Source organism: Neobacillus niacini (assembly GCF_036961885.1).
GTDB lineage: Bacteria > Bacillota > Bacilli > Bacillales > Cytobacillaceae > Neobacillus > Neobacillus niacini_H.
Genome location: NZ_JBALNQ010000027.1, coordinates 90,880 through 104,986 on the forward strand (window position 1 = coordinate 90,880; position 14,107 = coordinate 104,986).

The 14,107-nt window shown below is 36.5% G+C and carries 16 protein-coding genes; 12 read left to right on the plus strand and 4 right to left on the minus strand.

From position 1 onward, the window contains the following. Window positions 1–527: hypothetical protein (locus V7124_RS12875; protein WP_335489609.1), on the minus strand; the 527-nt coding region annotated here is incomplete at its 3' end. A 179-nt stretch (window positions 528–706) separates the two neighbouring features. On the opposite strand from V7124_RS12875, the gene V7124_RS12880 reads away from it, so the two are divergent. Together V7124_RS12880 and V7124_RS12885 are read left to right on the plus strand one after the other, a co-directional pair. Next, a complete protein-coding gene (locus tag V7124_RS12880) occupies window positions 707–1,432 on the plus strand; it encodes a DUF2161 domain-containing phosphodiesterase (RefSeq protein ID WP_335418086.1) in 726 nt (241 codons plus the stop codon). A 180-nt stretch (window positions 1,433–1,612) separates the two neighbouring features. Further along, entirely contained in the window at window positions 1,613–1,813 is a 201-nt protein-coding gene (locus tag V7124_RS12885; RefSeq protein ID WP_026568674.1) for a cold-shock protein, read from the plus strand. Between the two features lie 210 nt (window positions 1,814–2,023). Here the strand turns inward: V7124_RS12885 and V7124_RS12890 are convergent, their stop codons facing one another. Further along, window positions 2,024–2,953 carry a DMT family transporter gene (locus V7124_RS12890; RefSeq protein WP_335418073.1) on the minus strand — a complete coding sequence of 310 codons (930 nt, stop codon included), beginning with the start codon at window positions 2,951–2,953 and terminating at the stop codon, window positions 2,024–2,026. 169 nt (window positions 2,954–3,122) lie between these two features. Between V7124_RS12890 and V7124_RS12895 the strand changes: the two genes are divergently transcribed. The 7 genes from V7124_RS12895 (at window position 3,123) to V7124_RS12925 (ending at window position 10,053) form a co-directional block, all read left to right on the plus strand. Beyond that, window positions 3,123–3,299, plus strand: coding sequence for a DUF2187 family protein (locus tag V7124_RS12895; RefSeq protein WP_335489612.1), 177 nt, complete (start codon window positions 3,123–3,125; stop codon window positions 3,297–3,299). Between the two features lie 165 nt (window positions 3,300–3,464). Further along, window positions 3,465–5,006: a spore germination protein gene (locus V7124_RS12900; protein WP_335489615.1), complete on the plus strand. Its 1,542-nt coding sequence runs from the start codon at window positions 3,465–3,467 to the stop codon at window positions 5,004–5,006. 6 nt (window positions 5,007–5,012) lie between these two features. After that, window positions 5,013–6,116: a GerAB/ArcD/ProY family transporter gene (locus V7124_RS12905; RefSeq protein ID WP_335489618.1), complete on the plus strand. Its 1,104-nt coding sequence runs from the start codon at window positions 5,013–5,015 to the stop codon at window positions 6,114–6,116. Next, complete coding sequence (locus V7124_RS12910; protein ID WP_335489621.1) at window positions 6,091–7,338, plus strand: Ger(x)C family spore germination protein; 1,248 nt, start codon at window positions 6,091–6,093, stop codon at window positions 7,336–7,338. The genes V7124_RS12905 and V7124_RS12910 overlap by 26 nt, the downstream gene beginning before the upstream one ends. Before the next feature lies 1 nt (window position 7,339). Then, a complete protein-coding gene (locus V7124_RS12915; RefSeq protein WP_335416656.1) occupies window positions 7,340–7,501 on the plus strand; it encodes a hypothetical protein in 162 nt (53 codons plus the stop codon). Between the two features lie 215 nt (window positions 7,502–7,716). After that, on the plus strand, window positions 7,717–8,826 hold the full coding sequence (locus V7124_RS12920; RefSeq protein ID WP_335489623.1) for a cysteine desulfurase family protein: 1,110 nt from the start codon (window positions 7,717–7,719) through the stop codon (window positions 8,824–8,826). Window positions 8,827–9,000: 174 nt separating this feature from the next. After that, window positions 9,001–10,053, plus strand: coding sequence for an LLM class flavin-dependent oxidoreductase (locus V7124_RS12925; RefSeq protein ID WP_335489626.1), 1,053 nt, complete (start codon window positions 9,001–9,003; stop codon window positions 10,051–10,053). Window positions 10,054–10,163: 110 nt separating this feature from the next. On the opposite strand, the gene V7124_RS12930 is transcribed toward V7124_RS12925, so the two are convergent. After that, on the minus strand, window positions 10,164–11,585 hold the full coding sequence (locus V7124_RS12930) for a Na+/H+ antiporter NhaC family protein (protein WP_335489629.1): 1,422 nt from the start codon (window positions 11,583–11,585) through the stop codon (window positions 10,164–10,166). A gap of 157 nt (window positions 11,586–11,742) precedes the next feature. Here V7124_RS12930 and V7124_RS12935 point away from each other — a divergent pair, with 157 nt between their 5' ends. The 3 genes from V7124_RS12935 to V7124_RS12945 all read left to right on the plus strand — a co-directional run bounded on the left by V7124_RS12935 (window position 11,743) and on the right by V7124_RS12945 (window position 13,510). Next, window positions 11,743–12,180, plus strand: coding sequence for a MarR family winged helix-turn-helix transcriptional regulator (locus V7124_RS12935; RefSeq protein WP_335489632.1), 438 nt, complete (start codon window positions 11,743–11,745; stop codon window positions 12,178–12,180). A gap of 25 nt (window positions 12,181–12,205) precedes the next feature. Continuing rightward, complete coding sequence (locus tag V7124_RS12940) at window positions 12,206–12,964, plus strand: TerC family protein (protein ID WP_335416647.1); 759 nt, start codon at window positions 12,206–12,208, stop codon at window positions 12,962–12,964. A 204-nt stretch (window positions 12,965–13,168) separates the two neighbouring features. Beyond that, a complete protein-coding gene (locus V7124_RS12945; RefSeq protein ID WP_335489635.1) occupies window positions 13,169–13,510 on the plus strand; it encodes a hypothetical protein in 342 nt (113 codons plus the stop codon). A gap of 85 nt (window positions 13,511–13,595) precedes the next feature. Here V7124_RS12945 and V7124_RS12950 read toward each other — a convergent pair whose 3' ends face one another. Next, the gene (locus V7124_RS12950; RefSeq protein ID WP_335489637.1) at window positions 13,596–13,922 is read right to left on the minus strand and encodes a BC1872 family protein; all 327 of its coding nucleotides are present in this window, start codon (window positions 13,920–13,922) and stop codon (window positions 13,596–13,598) included. Between the last annotated feature and the right edge of the window lie 185 nt (window positions 13,923–14,107).

Genomic DNA, 14,107 nt, shown 5'->3' on the forward strand with positions numbered 1-14,107 from the left:
TTTTCTTGTAAAACAATATCAAATTTATTTAAATCTATGTCCATTATTTTTTCGGATGATTTATTTTCTGGTGTAAGATGAAATAGTTCATTGTTTTTAACATAAACGATTGTGGTATCTAATGGATAGAATTTCTCAACATCCGGGATGATTTTATTCTTAGCTTGGTCATAGATATCCTTAAAATCAAAATAAATGATTTTATCTTCTTCCTGATAAACTTGCGTCCATTTATTAACTGGAATATCATATGTTTTATAATCGGTAACTTTAAAATCCTTATTAATAGTTGTAGTGGCTAGTTTTTCACCTTCAATTCTAGTAAAAATATAATCTCCTTTTGCTGACACTCGTATAGGCGGTAGTTTTTTTATATCCGTCTTACCTACCGTTATGGCTCTACTCCAATTTGGAGCAGGTGGTTCGGTCACTTTGGAAAAGTTTTGATAAAATAATAATAGTAATCCCAAAACAATGATGACTGTTGGTATAATCCAAAATAGCTGAGCTGATAATTTTTTGTTCATTTTATGCCCCCATGCTGTGTGTTCAAATACTCTTTATATTTCGAATACTATACTATCATAATTCTGTTAGATTTTGCTAACTCAATTACAAAGATTCTTTAAGGATTGTTTGATAAACATCTAAAATTTCATGATAAGATAACCAGGTGAGAGTTGCATTTTAATAGTAGGAGATACATATGAAAGAAAATAGAAAGCTACAAGAGGTAGATTTATATAGACCGATTCAGAGATATTTTTCGCTTGAAGGCTATGAGGTATACGGTGAAGTGCGAGATTGCGATATAGTTGCAGTTAAAGAGGATGAGTTGGTCATTATTGAATTAAAGCTAACTTTAAGTGTAGACCTGCTTATACAAGCTGCAAAACGACAGCGATTAACGGACAAAGTTTACATTGCGATTCCAAAACCAAATAACCGAATGAATTCTAAGCAGTGGTCAGATAAGTTTCACTTAATCAAAAGGTTGGAGCTTGGATTAATCGTGGTTTCATTCCCTGGAAATGATCCAAGGGCAGATATACTTATTCATCCTGCTCCCTTTAATCGTAAAACAGGAGCGAGCAGGCAAAAAAAGAAAAGAGAAGCCATCCTGAAGGAAATTAGCGGGCGAAGCGCTGACTTCAATGTAGGGGGAAGTAATCGCAGGAAAATAATGACCGCCTACAAAGAAAATTGCATTCAAATTGCTTGTTTCCTAGAAAATAGGGGACCTTTATCACCCAAGGCATTAATTCAAATGGGGACGGGCGATAAAACACCCTCCATTTTAACAAAAAATTACTACGGCTGGTTTGAAAGGATTAAAAGGGGTACCTATATCATTAGTGACAAAGGAAAACTAGAGGTGAAGGAATATACAGAACTTAGTAATTATTATTTACAAAAATTAACTAGTATTTAAAAACATGCGTATTTAAAAACTTTCCCAGATTTATTTGCATTTATATAATATCTCTGTTATATTAAAGAAGAATTATTTTTGTTTGTCAGTTGGATATAAAAGTTTTCAAACTTTACGTCTAAAGAACTGAGCAAGGATAGTAACACAATGTATGCATAGCATACGAGGAGGAAACAAAAAATGGAACAAGGTAAAGTGAAATGGTTTAACGCAGAAAAAGGTTTCGGATTCATCGAAAGAGAAGCAGGAGACGATGTATTCGTACACTTCTCAGCTATCCAAAGCGAAGGTTTCAAAACTTTAGACGAAGGTCAAGCAGTTACTTTTGAAGTAGAACAAGGTCAACGTGGACCACAAGCTACTAACGTTCGTAAAGCTTAATTTGAACCGACATATATAAAAAAGACTCTCTTGTAGAGTCTTTTTTTTATCTGAAATTTTGGTTATAAATAGGAACATAAAAAGCCCTGCTCCAGTAATGGGGCAGGGCGGGTACTCGAAAAACGTAAAACGTAAAGCAAATGGTAGACACAGTATAGCACACAATTATCTTAAAACCTAATCTTTTTTTAATTGAACAGGAACTAATTTTTATCGAGGGACTGCATTTTTAATCACTGGTACTTTTTTCTTAAATAACTTCGTATTGGTTCCAATATAAACTCCAGTTAATACAAATGCGGCACCAATACCGTGAGCCCAGGTGAAAGTCTCTCCTAAATAGATAGTAGCCATTAAAACAGCGGATACAGGCATAACGTTAATGAAGATAGAAGACTTTGCTGCACCAACCTCTTTTATGCCGTAATAATACATAATAAATGAAACGACTGTTACAAATATGCTCATATGGGCAATGGCAACCCAGGTTGAAAAGTTAGCGTGGGTAATATCCTGCCAGGAGGTTTCTGCGAAAGCAAAGGGTGCTAAGAATACAGTACCAAAAGCAACCGCATAGGTTGTCGATTCCACAGCACTATATTTTTTTAATACTACTTTGCCAACCACACTGTATAATGCCCAACTGATCACGGCGCCTAGTAAAACGAAATCAATCGTTTCAAATCCAAGTTTGAACAATGTGAGTATATGACCATCGGTGATAATAAAGGCAGCTCCTGTAAGAGCAGTCATCATACCGATGATATGGTTCTTTGTTATTTTCTCTTTTAAAAATAATCCTGATAAAAGGACAATCAATACAGGATTTGAAGCGATAAATAAGGAACTCTTAATCACAGGTGCTTGTTTCGTTGCGATAAAAAAACAAATATTATAGAGTGCGATACCGGTTAATCCTAAAACTGCAAATAATCCGTAATCTTTAAGAGTTGGCTTCTTTCGATTTTTTTCCATCATCCACATAAGTGGAACCAAAAGGACAACCGCTCCTAGAAAACGTAAAAAAGCAACCGTTGCCGGCTCAAAGCTTTGTACGGCAATTTTACCAGCAATAAATGCACTACCCCAGGTTGCCGTTGCGACAAACAACATTCCGTAAATCATCCATTTCTTTTTCATCCCAATCCCCTACTAATTCAAATAAAATTTATTATCTCGTATTGTACCATTTTTTTCGAATTTCGAAATATAAAATTCATTGAAAATAGAGTATTATAGTATTGTTCAAATTTTTTTAAAAAAGTATTTCTAAAGTTAATTTTGGAAAAAGTAATGGCGAGGTGATAGAATGGCTAATGCAAAAGTTGGCGATAAGATTTCCTTTAAACGTGAGGGAAACTCTTTTGAAGGTATCGTTACCGGTGTAAGGGAAAATTCAGTAATGGTACAATATGGTGTCTCGAAAGAAAAGGATGAACCACTTATAACGATTGTTAACCATAAAAATTACAAAATAACTAAATAATTTTGTAAAAATGATAACAAAGCATTTTCATCAGCCTTCTTCCTACATCCTTGTTGATGTGTGGGGGGAGGTCTTTTTTTAACCATTTTTATCTTCCTTTTTTCTTCTCATACATAATCCACCTAAAGTTGGAAAACTATATAAAAAATGGGGGAGTGTTTCAAGATGAGGAGAAAAATTTTTAAGAAGCTTGTTATGGATGAACCTAAGGAACCAAAAATAAATGAACAACCTAATACAAAGGATATTGATTTAAAAAAACAAAACATCAGCAGCCAAATAGAAGATAATTTACAAACATTTAAGCGCATGTTTAGTGTTCCGAAAAACACGGATGTCAAGGTACGTGAGTTTACCATTCCTGCGCTAAAACGCCGTGCCTTTATCATTTTCGTCAGTACAATGGTTGACCTAGAGCATATTAAAGAAAGCATCATGGAAAAATTATTGAAAGACGAGCAAACTTCAACAAAGATTCAAGATATTGTTTCCTATCCAATGTCAAAAACGGCTACCAATATTGGGGAAATTACTGATTTTATTTCGGGTGGAGTCACTGCACTTTTTGTAGAAGGCGATTCTCAATGCTATTTATATGAAACGACCAAAATTCATGGTCGATCCATTGAAAAATCTGCTAATGAAGTGATTGTAAAAGGTGCAAAAGAAGCTTTTAACGAGAACGTGGTTGATAATATTGCCTTAATCCGTAAAAAGATTAGTAATGAAAATCTAATCGCTGAATCGCAGGTCATTACAAAACGTTCGAAAAACAGTGTGTTCCTCGTATATGAAAAAGATTTAGTAAATGATGAGATACTTCAATCGATAAAAATTAAGCTGGCTACACTTAATGCTGATAAGATTCTCGATTTAAGTATATTGGAACAGTATTTAGAAGAACGACCAAGGTCCTTTTTTCCAACGCTATTATATACCGAACGACCTGACAGGGCAGCTGCTTTCATTGAAGAAGGCCACATAGTTTTATTGATGGCAAATTCACCAAGTTGTCTTGTTCTTCCAACAACCTTTTGGGCACTTATGCATTCGCCTGAAGATCACTATTTGCGGACACCCTATGGAAATTTTATCAGGTTATTGCGATTTTTGGCTTTGTTTATTGCGATTTTCGCCTCTCCTTTTTATATTGCCATCACAAACTATCATGTAGGGATGATTCCGCCAGATTTATTAATGGCGATTGCAGGTTCAAGGGAACGAGTACCTTTTCCGTCGATCGTTGAGATTCTGATGATGGAAATTGGCTTTGAACTTATTCGAGAAGCTGGTTTACGGGTGCCCTCTCCGATTGGTCCTACAATTGGGATTGTGGGTGCATTAATTTTAGGGCAAGCTGCTGTTCAAGCAAATATCATTAGTCCTATTGTCATCATCGTTATCGCCTTAAGTGGTTTAAGCTCTTTTATTATTATTGATGGCAGCATGAATTTTGCCATTCGTATCAGCCGCTTTTTGTTTATTTTTTCAGCAGGTTTTTTCGGCATTTATGGGGTTATGGCGCTATTTACAATAGGCCTCTTTTATTTAGTTTCATTAAGATCTTTTGGAATTCCTTACTTTGCGCCGATGACACCGCATTTCTCATCTTCAAAGGACCTACTTATTCGTCATATCCCAATAAATGAAAAGTTTCGGCCAGGATATTTAAAACCAAAGGATATGGTCAAACAAAGAAAGGGATAAGCTCATATGGAATCTAGAAAACTTGGTATGCGTGAATATATGTCCATTGCTATTATAATGGTAGGGGCAAAAGCAACGGATAGTAGCCCAGCGCTTCTGTACAGTAATGTTAAAAATGCAGCATGGATGATTCCGCTTCTATCGGCAGTTATTTTTTTTGTTGGGCTCTTTTTATTATTAAAAACAATGGAGCTATTTCAAGGGAAAAACTTGTTTTCCGTTATCCAACATTTACTCGGGAGATATATAGGCTTCTTTATTTGCCTTGTTATATTTCTCATTAGTTCTTTCGCCATTTCGTTTGATTCTAGAACCTATACAAATATTATTCGGTCCTATTATTTTACAACTACTCCTAATCTTATCATCTACGCTGTTTTAATGGTCATTAGTGCGTATGGAGCGAAAAAAGGAATTCAGAATATCGGATCAGTTGGTTATTTAATCGTTTTCTATACGCTTTTTTCCTTATTTTTCGCATTAATCATTAGTACTCAGGATAGTACTATTAAAGCAATATTTCCGATTTGGGGTCCTGGAAAGCTTGTGATTTTAAAGCAAAGCGCACTAAAAATAACACTTTTTGCAGATTTTTTTCTACTTACCCTGCTCATACCAAATATGAACTCAACGAAAGAGTTTCGAAAATCCACGTGGTATGCCTTAGCTTTCGTCAGTTTCCAAATTAGTGTGGCCATAATCAGTTTTATTTGTATGTTTGATACATCTTTGAAAGGAATGGGCTATCCATTCCATACAGCTATTGGTTTTCTTTCCCTCGGAACCTACCTGCCAAACATAGAAATATTCTTCTTTGTGATATGGATTCTGGCAATATTTGTTCGTTTTGCCGTTTTTATATATCTAAATGCGCTAATGTTTGCTCATATCTTTAAAATAAATGAACTTGAATTCTTAATTCCAGCTCTTGCGACGATGTATTTATTAATTGGTAGTATTCCTGAAAATCCACTTGAAGTTGCTTTAGTATTTAAACAGTCGATAACAAATATAGCAGGTCTTACGTTTTTCGTCATATCACTACTTTTATGGTTGGTTGCACTGGTAAAAGGAGAATTTAAGCATGCAAAAAACAGAAGCAGTATGTAAATTTTTGATAGTAATCATCATGGTTAGCTTATTATCTGGCTGTTGGGATCGAGAGGAGCTTGAAGATAAAGCCTATGTAATCGGGCTAGGCATTGATGGTTCCAAACATAAAGGGAATATCAAAGTCACTATGCTACTTGCCAATCCAGAAGTAGGGAGCATACAAGGCGGTGGTGGTTCAACCGAGAAGCCTAGGGAAATCATCACATTTGAAGCCAATGATTTTATTGCAGCGAAAGCGACCGCTAATGCGATTATCTCACGAAGTATTAGTTATGAACTATTAAAGATAATTGTTGTATCCGAGGAATATGCACGTGACAAAGAATTTGTAAAAACCATTTACGACACCCTTAAAGATAAACAAATTAGACTGAATAGTTATCTGGCAGTATCAAAGGAAAAGGCCAGTGAGTATTTTCTAAACAATAAACCAAAAATGGAAACACGGCCACACAAATATTATCAATTCATGATCGAACATGGAATCGAAAATGGGCTTATTCCTGAATCGACGCTCCTTCGTTTTTTTAAAACAATGGAAAGAGGGACAGACCTTTATTTGGCGATGTATACAACAGCCACAAGGCAAAAGAATCCTGAATATAAAAAAGAAGATGAATACTTAGCAGGGCAAGTGCGGGCAACAGGAGAGCTTGATGATACACAATTTATTGGTTCAGCGGTCTTTAGGAATGGAAGGATGATCACTAAGCTATCCGGTGAAGAAACACGGAATGTCAATATTCTTGATGATTCAACAAATATAAAAGATGTATTGGTGAATTTCCCTAATCCATTTCCAGGCAGTGAGAAACAAATGTCAGCAAGAATGTTTAAAACAGAGAATAATAAAGTGAAAATGAATGTAAAGGATCCCAGGCCAAAGATCTTTATTACCTTACCATTACAAGTTGAAATCATGTCAAACCCCTCAATGGCCAATTTTGCAATAAAAAAAAATCAAAAAATTTTAAAAGAAAAGATCGAGGAAGATATTAGAAAAATAAATGAAGAATTTTTTAAAAAAACCCAAACTGAATTAAAGGGTGTACCATATCCGTTATCTTTCTCTGCCCGTAAATATTTTGGAACCATTCAGGAATACAAAAAATTTAATTGGGCTAAATCGTACCTAAAGGCAGAGATTCATGTAATACCAGAAATAGAAATTATTGATTATGGTAGACAGATAAAAAAACCAATAAAGATGGGGGATTAGGTTGAAAATAGTAATTGTCCTTGCTCTACTCGTGATAGTGGTTTATACATTTGGCTTCGCTGTGACTTTATGGAGGGGAAAACAAAAAATGGGGTCAGTTGCCGTTTTTATTCTTACACTTTCGGTTGTAGTCCTTCCGTTTTTTTCAATTTTAAAACAGTGAGAACCAGGTTATTTGAGCTTGGAGTAAACTGATTGCTTATCTAGTCATATATCGAGATCCCAGCCAATCGCACCTAACGAATGGCTGGGAATTTTTTTAAGATAAGGCCCTTCGAAAAACTTAATTATATACATATACGTAAGTAGTATCAGTAACATAATTAAGGAAATTTTGTTACTATTATCCTAAAAAGATTTAGGGAGAGAAAAAGTTAGATGAAAAAGATTTACTTTGATTATAACGCGAGTACACCATTGGCTCCAGAGGTTGTTGATGCGATGCAGCCATTACTGCATGATTATTTTGGGAATCCATCAGCACTGCATTGGGCAGGAAAACCAGTGAAAGAACAATTACATAACGCAAGAAAGCAGGTTTCTGAGTTAATTGGCTGTACTCCTAGTGAAATTACATTTACCTCAGGCGGAAGTGAAGCAAATAACCTGGCATTAAAAGGTTTATATTTTAAGAATCAGCATAAAGGTAACCACATAATTACTTCAACAATTGAACATCCGGCCATCATGAATCCATGTAAGTTCCTTGAAAAGGTTGGGGCTAGGATAACGTATGTCGGGGTTGATCAATTTGGGAGAGTTTCACCTGAGGAAGTTGAAAAAGCGATTACAAAAGACACAATCCTGATTACAGTTATGCATTCAAATAATGAAACAGGTACCTTACAGCCAATTAAAGAAATAGGGGAAATTGCTGAAAGGTATGGAATTGCCTTTCATACGGATGCTTCACAGTCTGTTGGCAAAGTTCCAGTCAATGTGAATGAGTTAAAAGTAGATATGTTAACGATAGCTGGTCATAAACTCTATGCTCCGAAAGGAATTGGTGCATTGTTCATTCGCGATGGAGTGGAACTTGAACCACTTATTCATGGAGCAGGGCATGAAAATGGGATGCGAGCAGGGACGGAAAATACCCTATTAGCTGTCGGATTAGGAAAGGCATGTGAAATTGCTGGGACTCCATTTGGAAAAATAAAGGAGTTAACTGATTATTTTTGGAATCAATTAAGGGATGAGTTCGGTGAATCGGTAGTCTTGAATGGTCACCCGGAAGACCGTTTACCGAATACGTTGAATGTGAGTTTTGTCAGGAGGGTAGGTCAAGATATATTAGATAAAATCCCACAGCTTGCCGCCTCCACAGGCTCTGCTTGTCATGCTGGGAGTATTGAATTATCGCCTGTTTTAAAAGAAATGAAGGTGCCTGAAGAAATTGGCATGGGTGCGATTCGATTTAGTTTAGGAAGGTATACGACAAAAGAAGAAATAGACACCGTCATCAAAAGTATAAAAGAAATCTTGTAATATAGATTACGCAATGGAGCTTTATTTTGTAAAACTTGAAAAGCACGGACTCCTATGGTGGAAGTCGGTGCTTTAGTGCTTTCGAGGTAAAATCCTTTGTGAATCGGAGATAGAGGGTTAAGATAATAATATATGGAAATATAATTTTTAAGTTATTAGTAGGAGGAAGTCGCAGTGGAAATTGGGTTAAGTACATTTGTAGAAACAACACCTGATGTTGAAACCGGTAAGGTGATTAGTCATGCACAACGGATTCGTGAAGTGGTTGAAGAAATAGTTCTAGCGGATCAAGTTGGATTGGATGTTTACGGTGTCGGTGAGCATCATCGAGAAGATTATGCGGTATCTTCCCCAGCAATTGTATTGGCTGCAGCAGCGGCACAGACAAAACGAATTCGACTAACCAGCGCGGTGACCGTTCTTTCTTCAGCGGATCCAGTCCGAGTTTTTCAGGATTTTGCAACAGTTGATGCGATTTCGAATGGTCGTGCTGAAATTATGGCTGGTCGAGGTTCTTTCATTGAATCATTTCCGTTGTTTGGCTACGACTTAAAGGACTATGACCAGTTATTTGAAGAGAAGCTTGAGCTATTGTTGAAAATACGAGAATCCGAAAAAGTAACGTGGGATGGCGGACACAGACCTGCAATTCAAAATCGGGGTGTATATCCAAGACCAGTTCAAACACCACTGCCAGTTTGGATAGGGAGCGGCGGAAGTCAGGACTCTGTTATTCGTGCAGGCCTGCTTGGTTTACCACTTGTTCTAGCCATCATTGGTGGCAGTCCCCAACATTTTGCACCACTTGTTCAACTTTATATGAAAGCGGCCGAACACGCTGGTCATGACGCTTCACAGCTGCCAGTTGCTTCTCATTCACATGGTTTCGTTGGAGAAACTACAGAAGAAGCGGCTAGAAAATTTTTCCCTTCAACCCAACAGGCAATGAATAAATTAGGTCGAGAGCGTGGCTGGGGAAGATATGACCAATCGACATTTGATGCAGCGCGTAGTTTACAGGGAGCATTGTATGTGGGTGATCCGAAAACAGTAGCGGAAAAAATCATAAACCTACGGAAGAATGTTGGAATTACTCGGTTTATGCTGCATTGTCCGGTCGGCACCATGCCTCATGAAGATGTCATGAGATCAATTGAACTTTTAGGAAGAGAAGTAGCACCTATCGTTCGTGAAGAAGTGGCTAAATGGGAAGCTGATAATAAATAAACGGGGAGAAGGCCACACCAGGTCTTCTTTTTTGTGTGAAAGATGAACAACTTCATTCACGAGCGTCATTTGAAGCACGCGAATGAAGTTGTAGATAGTGTGTAGTGATCTTAAATAAACAAGCCCGCAACAATGTAGAAGGCAATTGAAATCATCCCGCCAATAACAGAAACCTTCAATTTATACCGTGCATATTCTACAATCGGTAAATCCATAATAGAAGCTGTCGTAATCGTGGTATCGCCTAATGGGGAAGCTAATGCCCCGAAGGCTCCACTTGCAAATACGGCACCTACAGTTAACGAAATCGATGCCCCAGTAGACACTGCTAATGAAACGCCTAATGGCATAAACAATCCCCAAGTTCCCCAAGAAGAACCGATAAAGTATCCAACAACAGAGCCAAGAAAAAAGATGGTGGCTGGAGTTAACCAAGCTGGTAAAAAGGAGCCTAAGGTTGAACTAATAAAGTTCGAAAAACCTAGATCCTCTGCTGATAGGGTTAGTGACCAAATTAATATTAACAAACTAATGGCTTCCATCATCTGATTCCCACCATCATAAAAATGATACAGTAGCTCGTGTAGCGTTTGTCGTCTAATCATATAAAAAATTAAAGATAAAATGAGCGTAATAAATACTGCTAACAGCATCACAAAGGTGGCATCAGCAATTGAAAAAGCATCGAAAACCGTTTTAGCCCCTTTCGCTGAACCGTCCCACCACAATAGATATAAAGATAATCCGAGCAGTAAGAAAATAGGAACAATCAAATTCCATGGCTGGGCTTTTACCAAAGATAACTCTCTTTTTATCCCTATTCGGTGAAATTCATGCTCTTCCTCTTCAAGCTTCTCCTGTTCGCCTTTTTGATAGGTATTTTCCCCCACGCGAGTCCAAATCGTCTGAACTAATCCGATGACCAGCGTGACAATTGCAAAAAAATTAAACAAAATACTGAGTAAGAATACTTCATAGGGTGACATACCTAAGCCCAATCCGCCAATACTGCCCTCCACTAAAGAAACCATGAATCCAACAAAAGCGGTGGCAACTGGTAAAAGGACGATGACCGACTCTGTCGAGATGTCCATTGTTAGGCCGACCTTTTGCTTGGATACATTCATTTTTCTAGCAATTGACTTAACGACAGGACCAATCATCATAATCCGAAACATAGGCATCATAAAGGTAAACGGTAGGGTTAGCCAAATCAATACAAGAAGACCGCGCTCACTCTTAATCTTCGTTCCCATCCATTCAGAAAAACCTTTTATCCCGCCTGAAATGTTCATCATCCCTACTAGACCACCAAACAAATAAAGAAACGCAATAATTTTAATGTTCGTTTTATCCGAAATTGTGGTTACCATATACGTAACACTTTGTGTAGTTCCTTCTAATAAATCAGATGTAAAAATCAAGGAACCTACGAGAAGACCGACAACAAGTCCAGGTAAAATGTTTTTAAGCCAAATGGACATCCCAATGACAATAAGAAATGGTACAAGTGAAAGCCAGGTATGTTCCAATTGCTCTTCCTCCCATTAATGAATACCATTATTGTTTGGACATCTCCTAATAAATACTCATTTAAATTGGCAAAATTAAAATAGACAAATAAAAGCATATAAACTATAATATATATATGTTATATATATTATTAAATATAGGTAAATGGAGGTAACCATGGATGTAATCGATTTTAAAAATATTCTTTGGAATAATACGAGAAAAATAAGTGAGAAAACAACGAGTTTAATTAACACTTTATGCGAACACCATGGGATAACTACCTTGCAAGGAAGAACACTAATTGAAGTACAGCAACACGGTTCACATACCATCGGCAGTTTAGCAAGCCGATTAAATATAGCCGGAACAAATGTCTCAACGATGTGTAAAAAGCTTGAAAGTAAAGGCTTCATTGAACGAGTAAGAGATGGCGGAGATGAAAGAGTCGTAAAGGTTGTTCTCTCAGAGAAAGGCATTCATGTTGTTGAAGAGATGAATCAGGAATTGATCGAAAAAATTTCACGTGCCATTCAAGGGGAAACAGACCAATCACTTTACGAAATTATTAATGGTCTCAAAAAATTAAATGAAATACTAGAAAAGATGGATTAAATAAGAATATAAGGAGAAATGTTGAATGTGGGAAGGAATTGTATCAACCTATGCTTCGATGTTAGATTGGCATATGTGGGCAGAAGTGCTATCCTCACCAAAAGCATGGGGATTAATACTCTCGTTAGCCGTACTAGAATGTATTTTATCTGCGGATAATGCCTTAGTGCTGTCTGCGTTTGTTAAGCCATTGCCGAAAGAGCAGCAAAAGAAAGCCTTAGTTTATGGATTATGGGGAGCTTATATTTTCCGATTCATCTTCATCGGATTAGGGACGTTCCTGATTAAACTATGGTGGATCAAATTAATCGGTGCCTTATACTTGCTATGGCTTGCTTTTAAATTCTTTAAAGACAAGCTACTTCATAAAGAAGCAGGAGAAGATGAACAAGTTCAACCAAAAGGCTGGTTAGTAAAAACATTTGGATTCTTTTGGGCAACCGTTATCAGTGTAGAGCTTATGGATTTAGCGTTTTCAGTCGATAGTATTCTGACTGCACTTGCAGTATCTGAAGAAGTTTGGGTGATATTACTTGGCGGTATGATTGGGATTCTTCTCATGCGGGGTGTGGCAACATTCTTTATCGCATTAATGGACAGGGTACCAGAGCTTGAAACAACTGCCTATATTTTAATTACTTTCATTGCGATTAAAATGGGTTTAACATTGGTAAATATTCATATTGCCAATGAAATATTTATTGGATTCTTGGTATTGTCGTTTGTGGTGACATTTATTGTCCATTACATTCGTAAATCAAGAGCAGAAAAGTACTCACATTAAGAACTAAATGTTGAGGATCTCCATAGTAACAAACTTAATATGAAACGAAAAAGACTGTTTAATTGGAAGCCAATTGAGTAGTCTTTTTTTATTCGAAATATTGGACACCTTGGCTGCTCCTATGAAGATAATGGACTGAATAGGGGAAATGAAATTTGCGATACTATTAGTAAAACTACTACCATTATCTAGAGAGGTGTTCATTTGAAATTATTTATCATTGGGGCAATTATTATTGGAGCTAGTGTTTTTTCCTTATTACCTATTTTATCTGCCTATTTTTTTCAACCAACATTAAAAGACACCCTGAGATTTAATGTATATTTTCTTCCGTTAAGTTTTATAGGAAACGTTGTACTATCTTGGGGATTTATACAAGGCAGCAAAACATTTGGAAATACAGTAATGCTTGCTGGTCTACAAACTGGGGTAAATGCGATTCTTGTTACCATCTTATCTATATTAGTATTACAACAGAAAATATCCTTTTATTCCATTATTGGTATTTTACTAATAGGCATTGGTACTTTGTTTTTAAATAAATAACATTAAAAGAGTCCCAAGACTAACAAGTCTTGGGACTAATCTTTTTGAAGGTTAATGTTTAAGATGCTGGATTTTGTGGAATAGGCTAACACAATGTGCTCCAGATTCTAGTCGTGTTAGTTTCTGAGTTCTGTTCAATTATCGAATAGGCAGCATTGGTAATGGCTTGTGCTAAAGTTTCACCTTTGGCGCGGATGTTGTTAAAGCTAACTTCAGAGTCGCCAGAGGTTGAAAAGGTAAATCCGAAATTCTCTAATCTTTCAACGATTAGCAGGGCATGTTCAAGGTTTTGTTCTGGTTGAAATTCAGAGTCATGTATGAAAATTCCTTTTTCATAATCAAACCAGCGGTCCCATCTGTTTAGCTTCCACCCTAGAATTCTCCGAGCGATTGAATCCGTTTTGTTCATCATTCATTCCTTCTTTCTATGTTATATAACAGCTATATTATTGTTAATTATTATATAACACAAAATAAAAAACGACCACCATTTTTTAAAAATAAATTGAATATTTTTTCAAGTGTTATTATGAACCAAAAGCTAATACATGTGAAAGTGTTTATATAGGAGTCAGTATGTTCGCTATTGTGTTAACC